18 protein-coding genes are annotated in these 24,883 nt (G+C 42.6%); 10 read left to right on the top strand and 8 right to left on the bottom strand.

What is annotated here, in order from left to right; translation table 11 throughout:
- The first annotated feature begins 102 nt into the window (after positions 1-102).
- Complete coding sequence (pta, locus tag PHR02_RS03090) at positions 103-2,190, top strand: phosphate acetyltransferase (protein ID WP_299988778.1); 2,088 nt, start codon at positions 103-105, stop codon at positions 2,188-2,190.
- Complete coding sequence (locus PHR02_RS03085) at positions 2,187-3,293, top strand: acetate kinase (RefSeq protein WP_299988775.1); 1,107 nt, start codon at positions 2,187-2,189, stop codon at positions 3,291-3,293. Before pta ends, PHR02_RS03085 begins: the two co-directional genes overlap by 4 nt.
- Here PHR02_RS03085 and PHR02_RS03080 read toward each other — a convergent pair.
- The 8 genes from PHR02_RS03080 to secA all read right to left on the bottom strand — a co-directional run bounded on the left by PHR02_RS03080 (position 3,290) and on the right by secA (position 15,222).
- On the bottom strand, positions 3,290-4,285 hold the full coding sequence (locus PHR02_RS03080) for a dihydroorotate dehydrogenase-like protein (RefSeq protein ID WP_299988772.1): 996 nt from the start codon (positions 4,283-4,285) through the stop codon (positions 3,290-3,292). The genes PHR02_RS03085 and PHR02_RS03080 overlap by 4 nt on opposite strands.
- The gene (gene nifJ, locus PHR02_RS03075) at positions 4,285-7,851 is read right to left on the bottom strand and encodes a pyruvate:ferredoxin (flavodoxin) oxidoreductase (RefSeq protein ID WP_299988769.1); all 3,567 of its coding nucleotides are present in this window, start codon (positions 7,849-7,851) and stop codon (positions 4,285-4,287) included. The genes PHR02_RS03080 and nifJ overlap by 1 nt, the downstream gene beginning before the upstream one ends.
- A 73-nt stretch (positions 7,852-7,924) precedes the next feature.
- Positions 7,925-8,893: a magnesium/cobalt transporter CorA gene (corA, locus tag PHR02_RS03070; RefSeq protein ID WP_299988766.1), complete on the bottom strand. Its 969-nt coding sequence runs from the start codon at positions 8,891-8,893 to the stop codon at positions 7,925-7,927.
- A 14-nt stretch (positions 8,894-8,907) separates the two neighbouring features.
- The gene (locus PHR02_RS03065) at positions 8,908-10,116 is read right to left on the bottom strand and encodes a phosphoglycerate kinase (RefSeq protein ID WP_299988763.1); all 1,209 of its coding nucleotides are present in this window, start codon (positions 10,114-10,116) and stop codon (positions 8,908-8,910) included.
- 488 nt (positions 10,117-10,604) lie between these two features.
- Positions 10,605-10,781, bottom strand: a complete 177-nt coding sequence (locus PHR02_RS03060; RefSeq protein WP_299988760.1) for a hypothetical protein — start codon at positions 10,779-10,781, stop codon at positions 10,605-10,607.
- 9 nt (positions 10,782-10,790) lie between these two features.
- Positions 10,791-11,327: a hypothetical protein gene (locus PHR02_RS03055; protein ID WP_299988757.1), complete on the bottom strand. Its 537-nt coding sequence runs from the start codon at positions 11,325-11,327 to the stop codon at positions 10,791-10,793.
- 134 nt (positions 11,328-11,461) lie between these two features.
- On the bottom strand, positions 11,462-12,658 hold the full coding sequence (locus PHR02_RS03050; RefSeq protein ID WP_299988754.1) for an ABC transporter permease: 1,197 nt from the start codon (positions 12,656-12,658) through the stop codon (positions 11,462-11,464).
- A complete protein-coding gene (gene secA / locus PHR02_RS03045) occupies positions 12,655-15,222 on the bottom strand; it encodes a preprotein translocase subunit SecA (RefSeq protein WP_299988752.1) in 2,568 nt (855 codons plus the stop codon). Before secA ends, PHR02_RS03050 begins: the two co-directional genes overlap by 4 nt.
- Before the next feature lie 117 nt (positions 15,223-15,339).
- Here secA and lolA point away from each other — a divergent pair, with 117 nt between their 5' ends.
- The 8 genes from lolA to tssH form a co-directional block, all read left to right on the top strand.
- Positions 15,340-15,855: a LolA-like outer membrane lipoprotein chaperone gene (lolA, locus tag PHR02_RS03040; protein WP_299988749.1), complete on the top strand. Its 516-nt coding sequence runs from the start codon at positions 15,340-15,342 to the stop codon at positions 15,853-15,855.
- Between the two features lie 288 nt (positions 15,856-16,143).
- Complete coding sequence (tssA, locus tag PHR02_RS03035; protein ID WP_299988746.1) at positions 16,144-17,625, top strand: type VI secretion system protein TssA; 1,482 nt, start codon at positions 16,144-16,146, stop codon at positions 17,623-17,625.
- Between the two features lie 11 nt (positions 17,626-17,636).
- Entirely contained in the window at positions 17,637-18,116 is a 480-nt protein-coding gene (gene tssB / locus PHR02_RS03030; RefSeq protein WP_299988743.1) for a type VI secretion system contractile sheath small subunit, read from the top strand.
- Positions 18,117-18,129: 13 nt separating this feature from the next.
- Positions 18,130-19,608, top strand: coding sequence for a type VI secretion system contractile sheath large subunit (gene tssC, locus PHR02_RS03025; RefSeq protein ID WP_299988740.1), 1,479 nt, complete (start codon positions 18,130-18,132; stop codon positions 19,606-19,608).
- A 3-nt stretch (positions 19,609-19,611) separates the two neighbouring features.
- Complete coding sequence (gene tssE / locus PHR02_RS03020; protein WP_299988737.1) at positions 19,612-20,031, top strand: type VI secretion system baseplate subunit TssE; 420 nt, start codon at positions 19,612-19,614, stop codon at positions 20,029-20,031.
- A complete protein-coding gene (tssF, locus tag PHR02_RS03015; RefSeq protein ID WP_299988734.1) occupies positions 20,021-21,793 on the top strand; it encodes a type VI secretion system baseplate subunit TssF in 1,773 nt (590 codons plus the stop codon). Before tssE ends, tssF begins: the two co-directional genes overlap by 11 nt.
- Positions 21,757-22,797, top strand: a complete 1,041-nt coding sequence (gene tssG / locus PHR02_RS03010; protein ID WP_299988731.1) for a type VI secretion system baseplate subunit TssG — start codon at positions 21,757-21,759, stop codon at positions 22,795-22,797. Before tssF ends, tssG begins: the two co-directional genes overlap by 37 nt.
- Positions 22,794-24,883: type VI secretion system ATPase TssH (tssH, locus tag PHR02_RS03005; RefSeq protein WP_299988728.1), on the top strand; the 2,090-nt coding region annotated here is incomplete at its 3' end. The genes tssG and tssH, both read left to right, overlap by 4 nt.

Raw genomic sequence — 24,883 nt, 5'->3', positions numbered from 1 at the left:
AAACTTCCTGTTTTGTAATGGAAATAAAAGGTGTTATACAATGGTGAGAAAAAATGATTGAATCATGGTACTATATTTATACACATTAAAGGGAGAATTTCTGTGAGTTTAAAAAATCTCTATATTGGTTCATTGGAGTCGAATTCAGGATCGTTAATCGTCTCGCTAGGGATTATGGAACTGCTAAAAAGCCGTATTGATAAAGTTGCTTTTTTCCGCCCTGTTATTAACGATATTGGGCTACCGGACAACGATAGTGATTTCATGCTTAACTATTTTAATCTGAAACAAAACCCTATGAATTGCTATGGTTTTGGACTAAAGGAAATCGAATCTCTTCTCTCTGAAGGGAAAGAGTCACTCATCATTGAGACTCTAATCGAAAAATATTATGCCCTAGAGTGTGAATATGATTTTGTTTTGATTCAGGGAATGGATCAAGCCTCCTTTCCAAAAACCCTCTCCCATAATTTCAATCATCTCATCGCTAAAAATCTCCAAGCTCCTTACATCAGTGTAATCAATGCTAAAAACAAAACAGACGATCAATTACGCCATGAAATTGCGTTAGAAAAACTTTCACTTAAAAATGAACATGTTGAGCATCTCTCTATTTTTATCAATCGTTTAGAGAACAATGTATTTCACTATTTTCAAAATGAACCTCAAGATCAAACGATTCCTAGCTTTTTTATGCATGAAATCGAAGAACTCAATTCTCTGAGTGTTGGAGAGGTCGAAAAGGCCCTTGAGAGCGAACTGCTTTTTGGGAATGCAAAAGAGCTTGATCGGATTATTCGCCGTCCCAAGATTGCTGCGATGAACGTTGAGCACTTTTTGCCTCGACTTGAAGAGGGTGATCTCATCATCGTACCTGGGGATCGACTCGATATTATCTTAAGTGTATTAAATGCAAACTATTCCAAAGATTTTCCATCCATCGCAGGGATTGTTCTCACAGGAGGATTAATCCCTCCAAAACCGTTTATGGAACTTATACAGGGGATCAACTTTCTCAGTATCCCAATTTTAGCTACTCAACTCGATACGTATCGATGCGCACTATTTATTGATGGACTATCGCCCTCTTTTAATGCCAAGCATGTACGTAAAATTGCCCTTGCCATGGGTGAGTTTAAAAATGCCATCGATAGCAAACTGCTTCAAGAGCGGTTGCAAACTCTTCACAGTGATACTATCACCCCGGCCATGTTTGAGTACAGTCTCTACCACCGTGCCCATAAAGTACGGAAGCGTATTGTCTTACCGGAAAGCAGTGATGAGCGCATTTTACGTGCGGCTGAGATTCTATTACGGCGGGATGTCGTTGATTTGGTTTTGTTAGGAGTAGAAGAGGAGATCATGCACCAAGCCAATACCCTTAGTCTTGATCTCTCGAAAGCAATCATTATCGACCCTGCCGTATCACCACTAATGCAACCTTACATAGAAGAGCTTTATGAAATGCGTCGTGCCAAAGGGATGAGTATAAGTACAGCAATCGAAACGATGAGTCACACAACCTATTTTGCAACGATGATGGTCCATAAAGGAGATGCTGATGGAATGGTCTCCGGTGCGATTCATACGACGCAAGACACCATCCTCCCTGCCTTGCAAATCATCAAAACCATCCCTTCTATTTCACTTGTGTCGAGCCTCTTTTTTATGTGTTTGGATACTAAAGTGCTTGTCTATGCCGACTGTGCGGTAAATCAAGATCCTGATGCGGAACAGCTTGCTCAAATCGCTATTGCTTCTGCCCTAAGTGCTGCGTCATTTGGGATTGAGCCGCGCATCGCTATGCTGTCGTATTCAACTGGTACATCAGGGCATGGAGATGACGTTGAAAAAGTGCGTGAAGCGACCGCTATCGTCAAAGAGCGACGCCCCGACCTCCTCATCGAAGGACCGATCCAATACGACGCCGCGATCGATCCCGACGTTGCTAAAATCAAACTGCCGGGTTCACCCGTTGCGGGACAAGCGACGATTTTCATCTTTCCCGATCTTAACACCGGAAACAACACTTACAAAGCGGTACAACGCTCCTCAGGTGCCGTGGCTATCGGTCCGGTACTCCAAGGGTTGAAAAAACCGGTCAATGATCTCAGTCGCGGATGTGAAATTGCCGACATCGTCAATACCGTCCTAATCACCGCTATCCAAGCCCAAAGCGAGACCCTATGAGTATCCTCGTCATCAACGCCGGAAGCTCGTCGATCAAATACACTCTTTATCATTCCAAAACGCTAGAGAGGATCGATCACAATCTCATCGAAGAGATTCGAGATCACCACGAGGGGTTTGAAGTGATGCGCACCCAGCTGCTCATTCACGGTATCGACATTACCCAGATCAATGCCATCGGACACCGTGTCGTCCACGGAGGTGAGCGTTTTCATGAGCCGACCCTAATCGATGATGAGTTCCTAGCAGAAATCACCGCCCTCATCCCCCTCGCACCGCTCCATAACCCTGCCAATATCGAGGGGATCATCGCCGCACGTGCCATTGCTCCGAATGTTCCGAACTTCGCCATCTTCGACACGGCGTTTCACCAGAGTATGCCCCCGCAGGCTTTTCGCTATCCGCTGCCGCACGATCTCTATCATACGAACCATATTCGCCGTTACGGTTTTCACGGGACGTCACACTATTATGTCGCTACCCAAGCCGCACAGATACTCCAAAAACCGCTCGAAGAGCTCAATCTCATCACGTTTCATATCGGAAACGGAGTGAGTGCTTGTGCTATTGAGAAGGGGAAAAGTATCGATACCTCTATGGGGATGACACCGCTGGAAGGGCTGATGATGGGGACACGTTGCGGAAGTATCGACCCATCCATCATCGGATACCTGATGCGTGAAAAAGGGATGAATATCGATGAGATAGAGAGCATGCTGAATAAAAAAAGCGGTCTCTTTGCGATTGCCGGAACGAATGATCTACGTAGTGTCATCGACGCCAAAGATAGCGGAGATGAGAATGCCGCATTAGCGATCGATATGTTCGCCTATCGTCTAAAAAAACAACTCGGTGAGTATATGGCAATCTTGCGAGGTGTCAATGCTATCGTCTTTACCGGTGGGATCGGGGAGCACTCACCTCTGATCCATGAGATGGTGTGTAAGGGATTAGAGCATTTGGGAATCGGTTTGGATGAGGTGAAAAATCGCTCCAATGATATACAAATACAAAGTTCAACGAGTGCCGTAGCTGTCCTAGTTATCCCTACTGACGAAGAACGCCAAATCGCACTTTATGTTCAAAAATTTCTTTATTCTTAGCGACGATAATGCTGTAGCGCGTACATATAGGAGTTTCTCTCGTATGCTGATGGATTATCGGTATGGAGCAAGGAGATCGATCCTTTCATTTGTTCTATCGAATCATACTCGTATTTCTCCATCCATTCTGTCATATTAGTTAATATATTTTTGATTTCCCCCTCCCCTTTTATCAGCAATAGGGAAGCTAAAGCCGTCGCATCCGCTCCGCTCATCATCGCTTTTAGTACATCTTCTCCACTATGAATTCCCGTATTGGCACAGAGCGAACAAGAGAGTTTTTGATACAAAATTCCGCACCAGCGTAGTGTCTCACTGAGATTATAAGAGGTGGTGATGTTGGCTCGTTGTAATACGCTAAGGAGTTCCAAATCAACATCGACTAAGGTAGGATTATCAAAAATACTTAATCCTCTCGCTCCAGCTTCGACAAATCGTTTTGCCATATTGGCAGGATTGGAAAAATAAGCGTTCATTTTGACATTAATCGGCAATGATACCTCACGTGCAAGCATGGCTACCGTTTCAACATACATCTGCTCTACAACGCTTCCCTCTAAATCAATAGTGGTGGGGATATAGGTGATGTTGAGTTCAATGGCATCGGCTCCCGCTTGTTCAATCTTTTGTGCATATTTCACCCATCCTCCGGCGGATACGCCGTTTAGGCTGGCGATCAGAGGAACATCAACTGACTCTTTTATACGGTGTATCTCATGGAGATAATGGTCGGCTTGAAGATTATTAAAATCCACCTCACTTGGGAGATAGCTGATTGCTTCCGCATATGAATCGCTATTTATGTGTAAAAAATGGTCAATTTGATGGATATCATGGTTGATCTCCTCTTCAAAAAGTGAATGCATGATAACAGCCGCTATACCGTTATCTTCGAGCCTTTTAATGCTCTCTAGTGAAGCCGTAAGGGGGGATGCGCTGGCAATCAGTGGATTTTTAAGCAAAAATCCTAAAAACGTCGTAGAGAGATCCATTATTGTACCTCCTGTGCAGGTTCATAATACTCATGTAGATTTTTATAGCGTGCATAGAGCGATTGCGCCGTATGTGCCGCTGTCGTAAGAAACGATACCGCCGAGACGGCATTCATTTTTTCGGCCATTTTAAAGCGTGTTTCGCGGTACATGAAATCTTTAACATCGATTTTTGGTCCCTTATAATCGAGTGTCATCGGATTTTCTCCTGCTTTGATTTTATCGGGGTTAAACCTGAATATCGGCCATAAACCACTATCAACCGCTCTCTTTTGCTGATCAAATCCGTAGCGTAAATCGTATCCGTGGGCAACACAGTGTGAATAGGCGATAATGATAGAGGGACCATCGTAGCGCTCCGCTTCGACAAATGCTTTGTGCGTCGCGCTGTCGTTAGCCCCCATCGCGACTTTCGCGACATAGACATTTTCATAAGCGATGGCCATGGCGGCTAAATCTTTCGGCAATCCCGCTTTTCCCCCTGCGGCGAATTTTGCCACCGCTCCCGTCATCGTCGCTTTGGACTGCTGTCCTCCGGTGTTAGAGTAGACCTGTGTATCGAGTACGAGAATATTGACATTTTTCCCACTCGCAATTACATGATCAAGCCCCCCATAGCCGATATCATACGCCCAGCCATCGCCTCCCATAATCCAAACCGATTTTTTAACCAAATAATCAGCAAGTTCGATGAGGGTTTTGGCTTCATCATTCTCCAATTTCTCCAGAGCAATTTTGAGGGTTTCGACCCGCTTGCGTTGAGCATTGATCTGAGATTCTTCATGCTGATCGGCACCGAGTATCTCCTCCACCAAAGACTCATCGAGATGCGGTTTTAGAGATTCCAAAAGTCCGCGTGCACGATCGTTATGGGCATCGATAGCCAAACGAAATCCCAGTCCGAATTCGGCGTTATCTTCGAAGAGCGAATTAGACCATGCCGGTCCTCTCCCCTCGTCGTTTTTACGCCACGGTGTGGTAGGGAGGTTTCCACCATAGATGGAGCTGCACCCCGTAGCATTGGCGATCACCATCCGATCCCCGAAAAGCTGTGATGCGAGTTTCACATACGGTGTCTCACCGCATCCCGGACAGGCACCGCTAAACTCAAACAGCGGTTCAAGAAACTGTGACTCTTTGAGATTACTGTGATCGAGTTTCTCCCGATCCATTTTAGGGAGTGAGAGGAAAAATTCCCATTGCGTACTCCCCGATTCACGTATCGGAAGCTGCGGCACCATGTTGATCGCTTTGAGGTTGGTCTGAGATTTGTTTTTGGCGGGGCATACTTCGACACAGAGAGCACATCCCGTACAATCCTCTACTGCCACTGAGATGGAAAAAAGATCGTTTTCACCGAACTCTTTTCCCTTCGCTTTTTTGGCACTGAACCCTTCGGGGGCATTTTGGAGGAGAGATACATCAAAGATGTTAGAGCGAATGACCGAATGGGGACAAGCGCCAACACATTTGTTACATTGGATACAGGTATCAGCGTCCCAAAACGGGACTTCCTGTGCGATGTTACGTTTCTCATACTGTGTCGTCCCCGTAGGCCACGTACCATCATCGGGTATTTGCGAAACTCGCAACTCATCCCCTTTAAAAGCAGTAATTTGACCGATTACATCGTGAACAAAATCACTCATATCCCCTTTGAGTGTCTGTTGCAATTCTAAGGTAGAGTTGATCGAGGTGGGAACCTCAATCTCATAAAGATTTTCGAGGGTCGTATCAACCGCTTTGTAGTTCTCTTGGACGATCAGATCCCCTTTGGAACCGTAGCTCTTTTTGATGGAGCCTTTGATCTTTGCTATCGCCTCTTCTTTGGAAAGAATGCCGCTGATGGCAAAAAAGCAGGTCTGCATCACCGTGTTTATCCGTCGCCCCATATTGGAAGCTTGTGCTACTTTATACGCATCGATGGCATAAAATTTGAGCTTTTTAGCAATGATTTTCTCTTGCGTTACGCGAGGAAGTCGGTTCCATACCTCCTCTCTCTGAAAGGGAGTGTTGAGTAAAAATACCGCTCCCTCTTTAGCAATCTCTAGCAAATCAAGTTTTTCCAAAAATACCGCCTGATGAACCGCCACAAAATCGGCTTTTTGGATCAAATAACTCGAACGGATAGCCTTTTTGCCGAATCGTAGATGCGACGTTGTCATAGAACCCGATTTTTTCGAGTCGTAGACAAAATAGCCTTGCGCATAATGGTCTGTTTCGGTACCGATAATCTTGATCGTATTTTTATTAGCCCCTACTGTACCATCAGAACCGAGACCATAAAATACCGCCTGAAACTGATCGGGATTTTCAAGGATAAAATCATGGTCATACTCTAGCGACGTATGGGTGACATCATCATCAATGCCGATCGTAAAATGGTTTTTCATTTTCTCTTTGGAGAGCTCATCAAATATGGCGATAATCATAGCGGGGGTGAACTCTTTGGAGGATAATCCATACCGCCCACCGATAATACGAGGCATCTCAAACCCTAAAGAATCCGAGTTCTCGAACAATGTCGTCACCACGTCGTGATAGAGGGGCTCCCCTAAACTTCCCGGTTCTTTGGTACGATCCAATACGGCAATGGATTTGAGTGTTGAAGGCAAAGCGGCGATAAACGCCTCTGCTGCAAAAGGGAGCGCTAAGCGTACTTTTATCAGCCCTACTTTTTGACCTTGAGCATTTAAATATTCGACACTCTCCTCCAACGCTTCGGCACCCGAACCCATCATGACGATAATCCGCTGTGCATCCGCAGCTCCGACATAATCAAATAGACGATACGTTCGCCCAGTAAGTGTAGCGAAACGATCCATTTCATTTTGGAGGATTTCGGGCAATGCTAGATAATAGCGGTTGACACTCTCACGCCCCTGAAAATAGACATCGGGATTTTGGGCCGTACCTCGCAGAACTGGATGATCAGGGGTAAGAGCACGACGACGATGAGCACTCACCAAATCTTTATCAATCATAGCTTTGAGAACATCAACGCTTAATTGCTCAATTCGGTTCACCTCATGAGAGGTACGAAATCCGTCGAAAAAGTGAAGAAACGGTATACGTGAACGCAAGCTTGCGGCTTGGGAAATGAGGGCAAAATCGTGCGCTTCTTGAACCGAGTTGGAACACAAAAGGGCAAATCCGCTCTGCCGCACTCCCATAACATCTTGATGATCTCCGAAGATCGAAAGTCCCTGTGCCGCAAGCGAACGCGAGGCAACATGAAACACCGTCGAGGTGAGTTCTCCCGCAATTTTATACATATTAGGGATCATCAGTAACAACCCCTGTGATGCGGTAAAGGTAGTCGTGAGTGAACCTGCTTGTAACGCACCGTGAACTGCGCCGCTCGCTCCCCCTTCGCTTTGCATCTCGTATACTTCAGGGACGCTACCGAAAATATTTTTTTCTTTTTTAGAGCTATAAAGATCGCTAAATTCCCCCATTGCCGAAGAGGGTGTGATGGGATAAATGGCGATAACTTCATTGATTTTATGGGCAACGAGGGCAACAGCTTCATTTCCGTCAACGGTGATTGTAGTAGAATCATACATGTAATAGCTTCTCCTGAGTAGAGATTTTCATTCTACATTGTAGTATAAAATGGTTACATAGTACTACAAAATATTATAACCATCCACGATTACGAAAATAAAGAAGGGGAATAACCGCCGATACTATCATGAGTAGCAGTGACATCGGATATCCCATACTCCATCCGAGTTCCGGCATAAACTTAAAATTCATCCCATAAATACTGGCGATCAAGGTCGGTGGCATCAATGCAACACTGGCAACCGTAAAGAGTTTAATAATCTTGTTTTGTTCGATAGTAGTTTGTGCTAAAAAAAGATTTTGTAGATTGTCTAGTGTGTTGTCATCGATCGCGATAAATTCGATCAGGGAATTGATATCTTTCATCATGATAACAATGTCTTCTTTGATCGGTTTTGAAAGCTTGGGTGATTTTGCCATGGCAGTAAGAATCCGTCGTTTATCAAAAACCGATTGACGCACTTTTAGAGTGAACTCTTGTAATGTTGAGATTTTTCTGAGCAACTCGATGGAATGGCTCTCCCGCTCCCATAAGAGTTTTTTACGTATCTCATCGCTCTCACGGGAAGCATATTCGAGTAAATCAGCATCTTTATCGATACGGATATCAAAAATCTGCATAAAAATATCGTATCCGGAGGTAAGCTCTTTGGGATGTGAGAGGAGCATTTTACTCATCATATCAAATGTTTGAAGTTCACTGTCCCGCACACTAAAGAGAATATTGTCCTGTAATACAAAACTCACACTTTCATTATAATGCGATTTTGCACTCTCCACAAAAAAGAAAGAGACAAAAAAGTAAGAATTAATCTTGATTAACCTGCTATCTTCCCAATAACGGGAACTTTGTTCAATCTCCTCACGATCATGTTTTGTCGGCAATTCTAGGCCAAAAATATCTTCGATCTGTTTAATTTCCGTCGAACTTGCTTGCAATAAATCGATCCACATTATCTTCTCATGATCAATGGATAAAGCGATATCACCTAACTCCGATATCGTAAAATTCTCATGATCACGTGTATAAAATCGTACCATACGCTACTCTTTCCTTATTTGCGATCCAATTTTTCAAATCCGGGTAGGACTTTCCCCTCCAACAGCTCCAAACTGGCTCCGCCTCCGGTGGAGATAAAACTGAATTTCTCTTTTTCTCCTGCTTTTTCTACGGCATCGGCGGTATCTCCACCTCCAACGATACTAAATGCATAACTGTCCGCGATGATAGAGGCAAGCTTGTAGGTTCCTTTTGAAAACTGGCTGATTTCGTAAATCCCCATCGGCCCATTCCAAATAATCGTATTAGAAAGATCAATCGCTTCGGAAAACAGTTTAAGCGTTGCGGGGCCGATATCAACCGCATGAAAACCTTCTAACACATCTTGAACCGGTGTAATCTTGATATCGACAGGGTGCTCGATCGAATCGGTAGAAACTACATCCACAGGGAGATAGATTTTGACACCATGCGCTTTTGCCTCGGACAATACCTCCTTGGCAACCTCTACGTAATCATCTTCCACCAACGAAGCTCGCATATCATAACCAAGCGCTTTTAAAAAGGTATTACTCATCGCACCGCCGATGATTAATTTATCGATTTTAGGGATGACGGAGGTTAAAAGGGTGATTTTGGAAGAGATCTTAGAACCGCCAACCACCAAAGCGATAGGACGAATCGGTTTTTCAAGTGCTTTGGTAAACGCTTCTATCTCTCGCATCATTAAAAAACCGGCTACTTTTGTTTCGACATAATCAGCGATTCCATAAGTAGATGCATCTTTGCGGTGAGAAGTTCCGAATGCATCGTTGACATAGACATCACAGAGGTCTGCGAGCTTTTGGCAAAATGCCGGATCATTCTTTTTTTCACCCTCATAAAAACGGATATTTTCGAGGAGAAAAATACGCTCAATAGAGCAATGGGTATTTTCGGCTTTTAGTTCATCCAAATCATCGATAAACTCCACTTTTTTTTGAAGCAATCGTTCCAGACGTTTTTGGAGATGACGGAGCGTATAGCGCTCATCATAGCCCCCTTTTGGTCGCCCCAAATGACTTACGAGGGTAATAGAGCAAACATTATGATCAATGCAGTAATTGATTGTGGGAAGAGCCGCGCGTATACGGCTATCATCAGAGATTGTATATTGTGCATCCATAGGGACATTAAAATCAACACGGATCAAAACTCTTTTGCCAGTCAGATCAATATCTCTTAAACTCTTAACCCCGCCCATTGTGAATATATTGCTGATCATCTCGATTCTCTTTTTTTAGGATTCCGATATGATGACATAAATACCATTCATTGTGGTTACATTTGTAATCGTTCTGTCGGTACACACTCAGAACTTTTTTCAATTCAATTGTATCTCTACTTTTTATTTATATAAATCTATTTGGAAGTGAGGCTTTAGCCTCGCCAAAATGCGGGACTAAAGCCCCACCTCCGATTAGTTATAGGTATCACCTGACGCCTAAATTTCTGACGTAGCCAAGGGGTTTTACCCCTTGCCCCCCTTATTTAGTTTTGGCTTTTTGTCATGCTGAACTTGATTCAGCATCTTAGATTCCCTATCAAGCCCTAAAGGATTTCCTACGGTCATACAAAATGACGGGAAAAATTCTGCCTATCCACGTTTTATTTATTTTGTGTTATAATTTTGGTCTAATTTCCTTCGGGACTACTCTTGGGGCAACCCAAGGGGAACAACTCACAGCTTCATCAATTCTCTCAGTTTATTTTTCAGTTTCTCAAAATCTTCTTCGCTAATCGTACCGATCTTTCGTTCCAACCGTTTTGCTCATGTCCAATGTTATGACCCATCCGCATATAGTACACTTCGCGTTCTTTGAAAATCGGAGAGGTTAAAGTGTCCGTCTCTTTTTTAACGCTGTTCCATTCGTCGAAATGTTCATTCACACTTTCCCCTTATTTTAATTCAGACTGTTCACATTTTGCTTTTTTTTCATATTTTTCAAATAACTGATACACTTTTTCTTCTAAAGCGTTCTTATAGTATTTATTTATTTTGACTTCTAATTCGCGTTCCAAAGTAGTTCTAAGAACAATTTTTAATTTAGGTTTGAATAAACTATCAAACAGTGTTTGCTCTTTCACACACTGCTCTATAGCTGAATCCAAAAAACGAAAAATATCTTGTGAAAATTTTGTTTTCTCTTGATAGCCTACATCTTGGAGTGGAATTTCCCAAAATTGTCCAAAAGAGTTCCATCGTTTAATCCAAATACCAATAAAATCAATTCTTTTTAATGATTGTTCAGAAAGATTTATCACTTCAAAATTTAAAAAACATTCCGTTGGTTTTGAATTTACTGGAGATGGTGTACCAATAGCTTTAATCTTAAAATGGCGTTTATAATAAAATTCATACACTGCCCATCCAAATGCTGCAATTGTTGCACAATCAGAAGCTATTCCAAGACTATCTTTAAAATCATAAGCCACTAATTCCCCTCCACAATCCCAATCTCATCCTCACTCAAGCCATACAATATCATATTAATATCTTTGAATTGTTTTTTTAAAAAAAATGACAAATTATGTGCCTCACTGTTAAAGTGAGGAGATTATAGCAAAAGTTACTCGTTTCGTAAAACGGTCAATACGTCCACTTCAGAAGCTTTTTTCGCAGGATACCATGCAGAGAGCAAGACGATGACAAACGCACCGATAATAATAGAGAAGAAGTCGATAACACTAAGATCGAGTGGTAATGTCGAAGTAGGATAGACATCGGCAGGCAATGAAATGATTTCAAATGTTCCTAAAACCCACATCCCTAAAAACCCTAAAACCGCCCCCGTCGTAATCCCTAACACACCGATCACTACACCGAGAATCAAGAAGATTTTTTTGACCTCCCCTTTTGATGCCCCCAGTGAAATCAACAAAGCTATTTCACTACGGCGATTCATAACGGTCATCAGTAATGAGGAGATAATATTGATTGCGGCGATTAGAATAATAAGCATCAAGACAATAAAAAGAGACATCTTTTCCATTTTAAGGGCGGCAAAAAAGTTGGCGTTATCTTCCCACCATCCTCGAATACTTACACTATCAGGAAGGACGGCACTGAGTCGATGAATGTCTGCTTCGGGGTTAGCTGAATGGATATGAATACCGTCGTAAAGGTTTTCAGGTATTCCTAAAATCCTCTGAAGGGCGTCGATAGAGGTGTACGAAAATCCTTTGTCATACGCGCTAAGTCCTGAGTTAAACGTGGAAATGACCGAAAAACGTTTTATTTTCGGGGTTAGGGCTAAACCTCCCGGTTCCATTTGAGTGAAAATGTAGGTTAGTTTTTCACCGTCTTGAAGGACGAACTGCTCTTTAAGCGTTTGCCCTACCATCACTTCAAACCCCTCAGGGACACCGTTTTTCAATCCTTCTGCCAGTACGGCATTTACTTTTGCTTCTTCTTTAAAGTCAACACCAAAAAGATAGCCCCCCTCCATCTGATCGCCACTGCGTGAGAGGACGGCTGAGGTGATGTAGGGGCTAAATGCAAGTTCAGGAAAGTTTGAGCGTAATTCATCGACGAGTGCCGTATCGACAGTTCCGAAAAATTTGGGTTGGATGGTGAGGGGGTAGTTCATGACGGTCAGTTTCTTTTTAAACTCGTTGTCGAAACCATTCATCAATGCCATAGCGATGATGAGGACCATAACCCCTAGTGCGATTCCGGAGAATGCGAGAAGTGCAGAGAGAAAGATAAACGGCTGCTCTTTGTCAAAGCGCAAAAACCGTTTGACGAGAAAAGAGACAATATTCAAGAGGCAAATACCCCTTTTTTAGGTCCGCTTTTGCCGCAGCAATTTTTGTATTTCAAGCCGCTTCCACATGGGCAATCTTCATTTCTAGCAATTTTTTTCTCTTCTACCGGATTCTCTTGATGATTAAGAGACATTCTAAAAGCTTCTTGTTTTTTTTCAAGCTCCATTTGACGTGCAAACGCTTCAGCTTCTTCCTCTGCATTATCGACTCTAAAACGGATAATATGGAGCGTTTTAATAGTGTCGTACTTGATCGTTTCTACCAATTCGGCAAAAAGGTTATAGCTCTCTTTTTTATACTCAACCAACGGATCTTTTTGGTTGTAGGCACGAAGTCGGATACCGGTTTTCATGCTGTCCATTTGGTAGAGATGTTCACGCCACGCCGTATCAAGAGTTTTAAGATAAATTTCACGTTCGATATCATTACGGAGTTTCGCTTCCACCACAGACATCTTCGTATTGTATTCTTCGCTTAGATGTTCTATCATTTGTGTACGGATAGCATTAAACTCTTTTTCACTGAAGAGAGAAACATCGATATCGGCATTCAACTCTTCTTTCAACAATAAAACAAGACGCTCAAGATCAATCTCTTCTTCCGGTGTCCCTTCAAAAATAGCACAATTTAAGAGAACACGATTAATATACTCAACGCGAATTGCATCAATTTTTTCCCCAACGTTATACTCAGGATCGAGAAGTTCGCCACGGAAACGGTAGACTATTTTACGTTGCTCGTTCGCTACATCATCGTATTCAACGATATGTTTACGTCCTTCAAAATGCATATTTTCGACTTTTTTCTGCGCTTTTTCGACCGCACGTGTTACCATGGCAGACTCGATGTATTCACCGTCTTCAACACCTAAGCGTTCCATAATCGATTTGATTTTATCGGAACCGAAAATGCGGAGAAGATTATCTTCGAGTGAAAGATAAAACTGAGACGTTCCAGGGTCACCCTGACGACCGGCACGTCCGCGAAGCTGGTTGTCGATACGGCGATTTTCATGACGCTCAGTACCGAGGATGTAGAGACCGCCGAGTGCTTTGATCTCATCATCTACCTTGATATCAACACCACGACCTGCCATGTTCGTCGCGATGGTTATTGCACCTTTGGCTCCTGCATTTTTAATGATTTCACCCTCTTGTGCATGGTTTTTGGCGTTCAGCACGGTGTGTGGGATTTTTTCTGCTTTTAGGAGTTCATGCAATTTTTCCGATTTTTCAATGGAGGCGGTACCGATAAGCATCGGTTGCCCTTTTGCACTGAGCTCTTTAATTTTTTTGATAACGGCTTCAAATTTTTCTGATTCGGTTTTGTAGATCAAATCATTCAAATCCAATCGAACTACCGGAACATTCGTGGGGATCGAAATAACGTCGAGGTTGTAAATTTGAGAAAATTCGGTTGCTTCGGTTTGCGCCGTTCCGGTCATACCACCGATTTTGTGGTAAAGACGGAAATAGTTTTGATAGGTAATATCAGCGAGCGTTTGCGTCTCTTCTTTAATAATAACCCCCTCTTTTGCTTCCAAAGCCTGATGAAGTCCCTCTGAATAACGACGACCTTCAGACAAACGTCCTGTAAATTCATCTACGATTACTACTTGATCATCTTGTACAACGTAATCAACATCTCGTTCAAACACATTGTTGGCTTTGAGCGCTTGGTCGAGGTGGTGAGAGAGCGCCGAATTTTCAATACTGTAAAGGTTATCAACCCCAAAAAGTTTTTCGGCATGTTCAATACCCTCTTCGGTAATAAGGACTAAGCGATCTTTTTCATCAACACTGAAATGTTCGTCTCGAACAAGTGCTTTAGCAACGGCATCCGCACGCGTGTAATTTTCAAGTGTACGATTAGTAGGACCGGAAATAATCAAAGGGGTACGCGCTTCATCGATCAAAATAGAATCCACTTCATCAACAATTACATACGCATGTCCGCGTTGAACCATGTGCTCTTTTGAGTAGGTCATGTTATCGCGGAGGTAGTCAAAGCCAAATTCATTATTGGTACCGTAAGTGATATCACACGCATACTGTTCACGTTTGGAGGCAGGGTTGTAACCGGTTTCTACCAAAATACCTGTCGTATATCCTAAAAATGAATACAATTCAGACATCTGTGTACCATCACGAGAAGCGAGGTAATCATTGACCGTTACAACATGAACCCCTTTTCCATCCATCGCATTGAGAACAACCGGTAGCGTTGCTACTAAGGTCTTACCCTCACCTGTTTTCATCTCCGCAATACGTCCCTCATGCAAAACCATCCCACCGATCAGTTGAACATCAAAATGACGCATACCGAGGATACGTTTACTTGCTTCGCGGGTAATGGCAAATGAATCAACCAATACACTTTCCATTGTTTTTTCATTGTTTTGTACTGATAGTTTCAAAACGGCAAAAGCGCTTTGTAATGCTTCGTCGCTCATCGCGGCAAAGTGAGATTCACGAGCATTGATCTGTGTTACACGCTTGAGGTATTTTTTGATTTCATGATCGTTTTTGGTACCGAAAATTTTTCCGAAGAACGTTTGGAGCATTGAAAGCCTTCATTATGAACAGTATTTAAAAAGTCGCTGATTTTATCATAGGAAATATATAGTTTTGGTTAATATGGATTGGATACAATTCGTTTATCATTTAAAAAAGGACAATTTGTGCGTTTTATTCTCTTTTTCCTTCTCACCCTCACCTCTCTCATGGCCTCACCAATGGAGATCAATAGTTTTAACTCAAAGTTTGAGCAGACAATTACCGATGATAACGGAAAAACAATCCGCTATACCGGAGAATTATGGGCCGCAAAACCACAAAATGCACTCTGGATCTACCAAAAACCGATTAAAAAAAGTGTGTATGTTAATGCTCAAAAAATCACCGTTATCGAACCATCCATCGAACAAGTAACCCTACGAAATCTCGATGGAGAAATCGATTTTCTCCAGATTGTTCAACACGCCAAAAAAGTTGACGATCATAAGTATATCGCAACTGTAAAAGGGGAAAAATATACGATAATATTTCGTGATAATTTACTGACCTCCATCAGCTATACCGATGGATTTGACAATAAAGTACTGATTAAATTTACAAATCCATCACAAAATAAACCGATCGAAACCTCAAAGTTTAAACCAAATATTCCTGATGACTACGACGTCATCAAAGGGTAAAGGAGCTAAGGCAAATTAAGCTTTAGCACCATTTAATCCTTATATTTTCTCCTCCTCCTAACACAATTAAAATTTTCTGTTTAATTAGACAACCATACTTCATGTTCTAAATAATGACAATACTTGCTACACATAATTAAATTACACCAATAATAAACATCTAAAAATTGTATTTATTTATTAATATTTTAATATAAAAGTTTTTGTAAAGAATAAAACGATAAGATGTCACTTCAAAAATAACATTAATTCATATTGTATGACAATAAATAGTGTACTGGAGCTGTTTTGTATAGCATAATTCTTACCCCAATATCTGAAGAGTCACCTTGTGGTATTGATACAAAATACGATGATATATTTCTATCTATCGAAGCAGAGATCGATAAAGCCAATAGTTTAGTGGAAGGATCGATTACTAATTGGCGGCTTGTGAGTGAACTGAGCGAGCATCTCCTCTGCGAACGTAGCAAAGATATTAAAATAGCATCATGGTGGGCATTTGCACAATTTAAGCTCAATGGGTTTGACGCTCTTGAAAGCGCACTCCATACCCTGAACTCGATGATGCTTGATTTCGCTCAAGCACTCTTCCCTCTCTCAAACCGTGTCAAATTCAATGCGCTGCAATGGTTTGAAACGATTTTAACTCCTCATCTAACGCATGATCGTAATTTGGCGATTCCACATCATCAATCTGAGCTTTTTTTAGAGCTGTTCAAATCATTTCAATCTGCTGTTAAAACGACGACAGAGAGCGAGACTCTTTTATTTAAAGAGGTGATTAGACTCCTAGAAGAGGATAAAAAAGCTCGTGAAGAGAGTGCTAAAAAATCAATAGCCCCTACTCCCTCTAGTGAGGGATCTTCCAATGAAATATCAACCGATGCCGATGCGATCAAGATGCTCAACACCATCAAAAAAAATACCGAGATGCTCAGCCGATACTGGAGAAACAAAGAGATAAGCGATCTTCGCTCCATCCGATTGACCCGTATGATCTGTTGGCTGGAAATTGATGGTCTGCCTGAGTCTCAAAATGGGAAAACCATGTTGAATCCTCCGAGTTTTGAGCGTATCGAAGAGGCGGAAAATTGTGTAAATGCTGGAAATACAGCCGAAGCTTTTGAGATCTTAGAAAGCATCCTTTTACGCTCTCCGTTTTGGCTTGAGGGACATTTCAAAGTCTATAAACTGTTGGAATCAGCGCAACACACACAAGCTGCACTGGAAGTCAAAAATATGCTCATCAGTTTTATCCGTTCCAATGAAAAGATAAGCGAGCTTAGTTTTCGAGACGGTACACCGTTCGTTCCATCCGAACTCAAATCGTGGATGAATGAAACTATTTCAACGGAGGGTTCAAACACCCTCAGTGGGGGTGAAAAAGAGAATGAAAAATACGAGTATGTAAGAGAGAGTAGCTTCGCACTTTTGAAAAAAAAGGACACGGTAGGGGCGATGGATCTTTTACAACGCTCATTTCGAAACGGAGCCGATAAAGAAGAGCAGTTTAAATGGCGTCTTTTACATGCAGAGATTGCGATAGAAGCACTAAAGCCGCAAATGGCAATCGCATTGATAGAAGAGCTCGAAAAAGATATTTCTCATTTTCGACTCGAAGAGTGGCAACCAGACCTCGCAGCACAAGTCTACAAACTGTTACTCAATTCGTTCAACCGCACTCAGTTGGATCATTCGAGATTAGAGAGTGCTTACCAAGGGCTTTGCCGAGTCAATACGGCTGAAGCTGTCGACATCAAATTTTAAAAGGAGTCATCATGAATAAACAGTCCGAATCACCGAAAGAGAGAATTAACGTCACCTATAAACCGGCGACAGGAGATCAATCTGAAGAGATCGAAATACCGTACAAAATCACGGTTTTGGGAGAATTTAACCCTAACGAAGAGAAAAAACCGGTTGAACAAAAAAAGGTGATCAAAGTCAACAAACAAAATTTTAATGACGTTCTGAAAAATCAGAATTTATCATTGGAATTTACAGTACCCAATCGTATGGCGGATGAAGCAAGCGATATGACGATCAATCTAACCATCGAAAGCATGAAAGATTTTTCACCTGAAAACATCGTTGAAAACGTTGCTGAAATGAAAAAGTTAATGCAGCTTCGCCAATCACTGATTGCGTTAAAAGGGCCTCTCGGCAATGTACCGGCATTTCGTAAAGCGATTGAAAATGCTATTTCTGATGAAGCAGAACGTCAAAAACTTCTCGATGAATTAACATCAACACACTAAAGGATAGAGACGAATGACAACCCAATTAAGCGAACAATCATTTAACCCGGAATTTAGCGGCAATCTTTTAGACAACATCATTGCAGAGACCAATCTTACTCGCGAAGATGAGACCTACAGTGTTGTCAAAAACGGTGTCGGTGCCCTGATCCAAGAACTATTAAAAGCAGGTAACTCTGAAGAAAAAGTAAACAAATCGATTGTTGATCGTATGATCGCACAAATCGATGCAAAAATCAGTGCTCAAATGGACGCTATTTTACATCACGATAAGTTTCAAGCACTCGAATCAAAATGGCGCGGACTCTATATGCTCGTAGAGCGTACCGATTTTAGAAGCAACATCTTGATGGAGATCATCAACGTTTCCAAAGAGGAACTCTTAGATGATTTCGAAGAGTGCCTCGATATTACACAATCAGGTTTGTACAAACATATCTACAGCGCCGGTTACGGACAATTCGGAGGAGAACCTGTCGGAACGATTATCGCCGATTACCAACTATCCCCTTCGAATGTAGATATCAAATTTCTCAACAAAGTAGCATCAATTGCGGCGATGAGTCATGCTCCGTTTATCGCAGCGGCAGGACCGAAATTTTTCGGACTAGAGAGTTTTGAAGGATTACCCGATTTAAAAGATCTCCAAGATGTTATGGGTTCACCCCAATTCGCAGGATGGAGAGGGTTTAGAGAAACCAATGAAGACGCACGTTATGTCGGTTTGACACTTCCGCGCTTTTTATTGCGTGCTCCGTATGATCCAGAAAACAATCCGATTGCAAAATTTGTTTACAAAGAGAACGTATCTGATAACCACGAATCGTATCTTTGGGGTAACACCGTGTACGCCTTTGCAAGCGCACTGACCAACAGCTTTGCCCAATACCGCTGGTGTACCAATATCATCGGTCCTAGCAGCGGTGGTGCAATTACCGATCTTCCGGTTCATGCGTTTGAGAGTATGGGGGATGTCGAGATGAAAATCCCGACCGAAGTGTTAGTCTCCGATCGCCGCGAATATGAGCTTTCTGAGCAAGGATTCATCCCTCTAACCATGCGTAAAGGGAGTAATAATGCGGCATTTTTCGCTGCCAATTCAGCGCAAGCGCCAAAACTGTTTGCCAATACCCCTGAGGGTAAAGAGGCGGAACTCAATTATAAATTGGGGACTCAGCTTCCGTATCTTTATGCGATTACCCGTATGTCACATTACATCAAAGTATTGCAGCGTGAACATATCGGAACATGGCGCGAGCGCTCCGATTTGGAACGTGAGCTAAACCGCTGGGTTAAACAATACATCGCCGATCAAGAGAACCCAAGTGCTGAAATTCGTAGTAAACGACCGTTTAAAAAAGCACAGATTCTCGTCGAAGATGTCGAAGGAAATCCGGGCTGGTATCGAGTAAAAATGTCGTTGCGTCCACATTTCAAATACATGGGTGCAAGCTTCGAGCTCTCCCTCGTCGGAAAATTGGACAAGGAATAAAAAATGGCGTACAGAGGGAGTTTGTTTGAGAGGTTATCATCCTCTGCGATGCATGTAAAAGCATCCAATGATGAAGAGGCGATGTACCAATCCATCGCCAATAACCTTTCACGAATTTTTTCTACCAACGCAGGGTCGGCTGAGACGGTTCACGACTATGGCAGACCCGATTTGAACAACATGCATCAAAGTCAAAAAGAGTCGATCGAAACGGTCGAAAAAAGTGCCGAAATCTGTATCCGAAAATATGAACCACGTCTCTATAACGCCCGTGTCGGGATCTCTCGTGAACGACTCGATGTTAATGAGATGAATGTTTATATCGAAGGGTATCTCAGACTCAACAGAGTTCAAAAGAAAGTGACGTTTAAAGCAAATTTATTAGGAAATGGCGCGATTAAGGTTTTAAAAGATGACAATTAACGACTACTATCTTCATGAGCTCGGCTCATTACGAAAACTGGGGGAAGAGTTTGCCCTGCGCAATCCCGGTTTATCTCCTTATCTCGCAAAAGAGGGGCAAGACCCCGATGTTGAACGGATGCTTGAGGGATTTGCTTTTTTAACAGGACGCTTACGTCAGCAGCTTGATGAAGAACTCCCTGAAGTATCACACAACCTAGCGCAGCTCTTATGGCCGAACTATATTCGTCCGATTCCGTCGTATTCTATCATCGCGTATGAACCTTTACGCGATCAAAGCATCCCTCATGTCGTTCCGCGTCAAAGTGAAGTGTTAAGCACCCCGACACGCGATGGGGTGCAGTATAAATTTCGTACCTGCTACGATACGGTAGTTCATCCGATCGAAATCCATCAAAGCAAATATATCGTACACGGCAGTAAAAGCCAACTCGAACTTGATTTTATGATGAGTTGCAAAGGGTCGTTAGAGTTATGTGAAATGGATAATTTGCGGATCTATCTCAACGGCTCAAAATTCATCGCAAAAGAGCTTTATCTCTATCTCATGCAATACACCGAAACCATAGAGGTAGAGGTACTCGACTATCAAGAAGAGGTATTGCGTACCGTTCACCTACCAACACGTTCGATCACTCCGGTCGGGTTCAAAAGCGATGAACGGATGCTCCCCTATTCTCAAAATATTTTTGATGGCTATGTGGTCCTCCAAGAGTATTTTGCGTATGAGCAAAAGTTTCTATTTCTCGATATTAACAATCTAGACAAACTCTTTGGAATCGAAAAAGAGATATTAGAGAAAAGCCGCCACTTTAGAGTGCGCTTTTACTTTTCAAAACGGCTTGGTTCTGCCCAGACGTTGAGTAAAGAGAACTTTGCTCTTTATTGCACTCCGATCATCAATCTCTTTGAAGTCGATGCTATTCCGATTCGTAAAACCCCTCTCGAAGAAGAGTATTTGTTAAGTGCTTCAGAGTTTGATCGTGAAGAGAGCGAAGTCTTTTTGGTAGATAGTGTCCGAGGATGGATACCGAGTAAAAACTGCTATGAAGATTTTTTGCCGTTTGAATCGTTCGATTATGGGGATCATGATGAATATTACTCGGTACGGGTTCGCCTCTCTGATAATTCTGAGAGAACCTACAGTTATATTCGCTTTGCCTCTGCAGATGGGTTGTTTGAACACAACGATTATGCCAATGCAACCGTTTCGGTAAAACTATTGTGTACGAATCGATCCCTCCCCTCTACCTTACCGTTGGGAGAGATTTGTATCTCTGACCCCCATTCGACTGTCTCACATTTGAAATTTAAAAACATCACTATACCGACTGAGAGCTACCCTCCTCCCATCGGTAACGATTTTTTATGGAGAATTATCTCTAATATGTCATTGAACCACCTCTCGCTAACCGATGTCAAAATTTTGGGTGCCATCTTAAGTACCTATGACTTTTTAGGGGCGCATGACATGAAAGTCAAGAAAAAGAATGAGCTGATGATTAAAGGGCTCCTCTCTATTTCCCACCAAAAAACGGAGATGATCTATCAAGGGTTCCCGATACGCGGTATTCAAACCTTTTTAGAGATCGATGTATCCAAATTCACCGGTATCGGTGAAGCCTATCTTTTTTGCAGTATATTAAACGACTTTTTCGCCCTCTACTGCAACATAAACTCCTTCCATAAACTGGAAGTGAAAATGATCGATCATGATACTTTCAAATGGGCTCCAAAAATGGGCTATCAACCTCTACTGTGAGTGCATCGATGAGTACAGAAGAGATTAATATTGCCCTCAAAGAGATCGTTGCGCGCGCAACACTCCCGCAGGCTATCCGTATATCGATGCAGTATTTGCGTGAGTATTACCCAAAACTGAGCAGTGATGAGCTCTATCACAAAATCTACTTTCGTGCCAATCCAAGTCTAGCATTCCAAAAATCGGATCTCTCGGCTGCGGTATTGAAACGAAACAGCGAGGGGATGTTTATCGAACTTACCCTCAACTTTTTGGCTGTTTTCGGGAGTTCATCCCCGCTCCCATCCCACTACAGTGAGATGATTCTCCAAAGTTCCGATAGCGATAATGTCCTCCGTGATTATTTGGATATATACAATCATCATCTCCAAAAATTGGTCTATCCGATCTGGATGAAGTATCGCTATTACATCCATTATCAGCACGATTTGAAAGATACCTTTTCTAAATACATGCTATCTCTTTTAGGTCTGTACCACGAACATAATACAAAAACGTCACGCTTGAATCTCCAAAAGCTGATGCCATATCTCGGGATTTTGAGCATGCGTCAAAAATCATCAGGGATGCTTTTGCCTATCTTAAAACATTATCTCTCCCATGAAGCGATAGAGATCGAGCAGTGTATTACCCACACGATTGCGATCCCCTCATGGCAGCATTGCAATCTGGGGAGTGCCAATTGTACACTCGGGAGCGATTTCCTCGCCGGAGAATCGATCAAAAGTAAAAACAACAAGTTTCGGATTGTTTTAAAATCGGCGCAGTGGGAGGATTTGATCGCTTACAGTGTTCATGGCACGAAAATGGACAAAGTAAACGATCTCATCGATTTTATGCTCCAAGAGCCGCTTATATACGATGTTGCATTACACGTACAAAACGATCAAATCATCCCATGTGAACTCTCAAATCCACAGTGTGGTTACCTAGGGATCAACAGCGTCATAGGGACACCCCAAGAAAATCTAGAAGTGCTATTTACTTATCAAGGAGACAAATGAAACTCGATCTTAAAAAACTGGTGGAAACACTGGATCTTAACTCTAAACAAACCCTTCAAAATGCGGCACAACGATGTATCGCACGCGGCGGCGGAGAAATTCTGATTGAAGATTTATTATTTGTATTGCTGGAAAACGAGTACAGCGTATTTAATGCCCTCTTAAAACAATATACTATTGCTTCGGAGCATATGCTCAAAGTACTGCAAAGCGGTGTCAAAACACAACAAAGCGAAAGCAGCAGTCCTGTGTTTTCACCCTCTCTTGTACAGTGGTTAGAAGATGCCTATATGTTCGCCAAACTGGAGATGGAGCTAGGGGAGATCACCGAAGCGGCATTGTTAATCTCCATGCTTCAAAACAGCATTAAATACTCCAATACTGCCTATTTTAAAGTACTTGAAAAAATCGATGCTGCCGAGGCGAGTTCACTAATCCAAGGCTTGGTTAAAGAGGCATCCATCGTTAAAAATCCACCCACCTCCAAAAAAGCCCAAACCACCTCCGAAGAAGATCTCGAAAAGTTCACAACCGATGTAACCGAGTTAGCACGTGAGGGGAAAATCGATCCAGTACTCTGTCGAGACGATGAAATCCGACAAGCCATCGATATTTTGTTACGACGCCGTAAAAACAACCCGATTTTAGTGGGTGAAGCGGGGGTCGGTAAAACGGCGGTGGTAGAGGGATTGGCTCTCAAAATTATCAACGAAGAGGTTCCGGTACAACTTCATGGTGCGAAATTGCTCTCGCTTGATTTAGGGGCGATGCAAGCGGGTGCTAGTGTCAAAGGGGAGTTTGAACGACGCCTGCAAGGGGTAATCAATGCGATCCGCTCCAGTACTCAATTTATCATTTTATTTATTGATGAGTCTCATACCCTGATCGGTGCAGGTGGAAACGAAGGGGGAAGCGACGCTGCTAATCTGCTTAAACCGGCTCTCGCTCGTGGTGAATTGCGCACTATCGCCGCAACAACATGGCTGGAATATCGTAAATATTTTGAAAAAGATGCCGCCCTCTCACGCCGATTTCAAAAAATCAACCTCCTAGAACCGAGTATCGAGGATGCGACCACTATTTTACGCGGTATTGCCCATAAATACGAAGAGGTTCACGGAGTCTATATCGAAGATGCCGCACTACAAGCCGCAGCGTCCCTCTCAGCGCGTTATATCACCGGCAGACAGTTACCGGATAAAGCGATCGATGTACTCGATACTGCATGTGCTAATGTCAAAATCAGTAAAACAAACCGCCCCTATAGCATTCAAAAAATTGAAACGGAACAATTACGACTCCAACAAGAATTAGAATCGCTCCGTCGTGACGAAGCAAATGGACTTAATGATTACAGTAAGCGGATAAAAGCGTTGAATTTCGAGTTGAAACAACGGGATAAGGAGCTAAAAAAAGCTGAAAATGAATACGATAAACAAAAAAAGCTAGTAGAAGAGATTATAAAACTACGCACTTTAGGGAAAAAAGATGCGGCTGCGAAAGAGCATCAACGCCTTTTAGCGATGCAAGAAGAGTGCCGCTATATCTATGACAATGTCACAGCAGAACAAATCGCCGAGGTTATCGCATCATGGACAGGGATTCCTCTGGGGAGTATGGTTCAAGAACAGGCTAAAAATGTGATGCTCTTGCAAGAGCGAATGAAAAATCGTGTTATCGGACAAGATCAGGCTATCTCTTATCTCAACACCTTTTTACAAATTGCAGCAGCAGGATTGAAAAATGAAAATGCCCCCTCAGGTGTCTTTTTACTCGTAGGTCCAAGCGGTGTCGGCAAAACTGAAACCGCCAGAGCCGTAGCCGATCTGCTCTATGGCGGAGAGCAATTTTTAACCACGATCAATATGACCGAATTCCAAGAGAAACACACCGTTTCACGTCTGATCGGATCACCTCCGGGATATGTCGGATATGGAGACGGCGGTCAACTCACCGATCCTGTACGTATCAAACCTTATTCAGTGGTGTTACTCGATGAGATCGAAAAAGCACATCCTGATATTCTTAATCTCTTTTATCAGATTTTCGACAAAGGGATCGTCAACGACGGTGAAGGGCGTGCCAT

This window comes from Sulfuricurvum sp. (assembly GCF_028688295.1).
Classification (GTDB): domain Bacteria; phylum Campylobacterota; class Campylobacteria; order Campylobacterales; family Sulfurimonadaceae; genus Sulfuricurvum.
The sequence above is the reverse complement of the archived record's forward strand: the minus strand, read 5'-3'. Positions and strand labels throughout refer to the sequence as shown.

Bases quoted from the DNA above. Each gene is read 5' to 3' on its own strand.
- tssG (WP_299988731.1), top strand. From the start codon at position 21,757: ATGGGCTCCAAAAATGGGCTATCAACCTCTACTGTGAGTGCATCGATG.
- PHR02_RS03080 (WP_299988772.1), bottom strand. From the start codon at position 4,285: ATGGATCTCTCTACGACGTTTTTAGGATTTTTGCTTAAAAATCCACTG.
- PHR02_RS03085 (WP_299988775.1), top strand. From the start codon at position 2,187: ATGAGTATCCTCGTCATCAACGCCGGAAGCTCGTCGATCAAATACACT.
- tssB (WP_299988743.1), top strand. From the start codon at position 17,637: ATGAATAAACAGTCCGAATCACCGAAAGAGAGAATTAACGTCACCTAT.
- secA (WP_299988752.1), bottom strand. From the start codon at position 15,222: ATGCTCCAAACGTTCTTCGGAAAAATTTTCGGTACCAAAAACGATCAT.
- corA (WP_299988766.1), bottom strand. From the start codon at position 8,893: ATGGTACGATTTTATACACGTGATCATGAGAATTTTACGATATCGGAG.
- PHR02_RS03065 (WP_299988763.1), bottom strand. From the start codon at position 10,116: ATGATCAGCAATATATTCACAATGGGCGGGGTTAAGAGTTTAAGAGAT.
- tssC (WP_299988740.1), top strand. From the start codon at position 18,130: ATGACAACCCAATTAAGCGAACAATCATTTAACCCGGAATTTAGCGGC.
- tssF (WP_299988734.1), top strand. From the start codon at position 20,021: ATGACAATTAACGACTACTATCTTCATGAGCTCGGCTCATTACGAAAA.
- tssE (WP_299988737.1), top strand. From the start codon at position 19,612: ATGGCGTACAGAGGGAGTTTGTTTGAGAGGTTATCATCCTCTGCGATG.
- nifJ (WP_299988769.1), bottom strand. From the start codon at position 7,851: ATGTATGATTCTACTACAATCACCGTTGACGGAAATGAAGCTGTTGCC.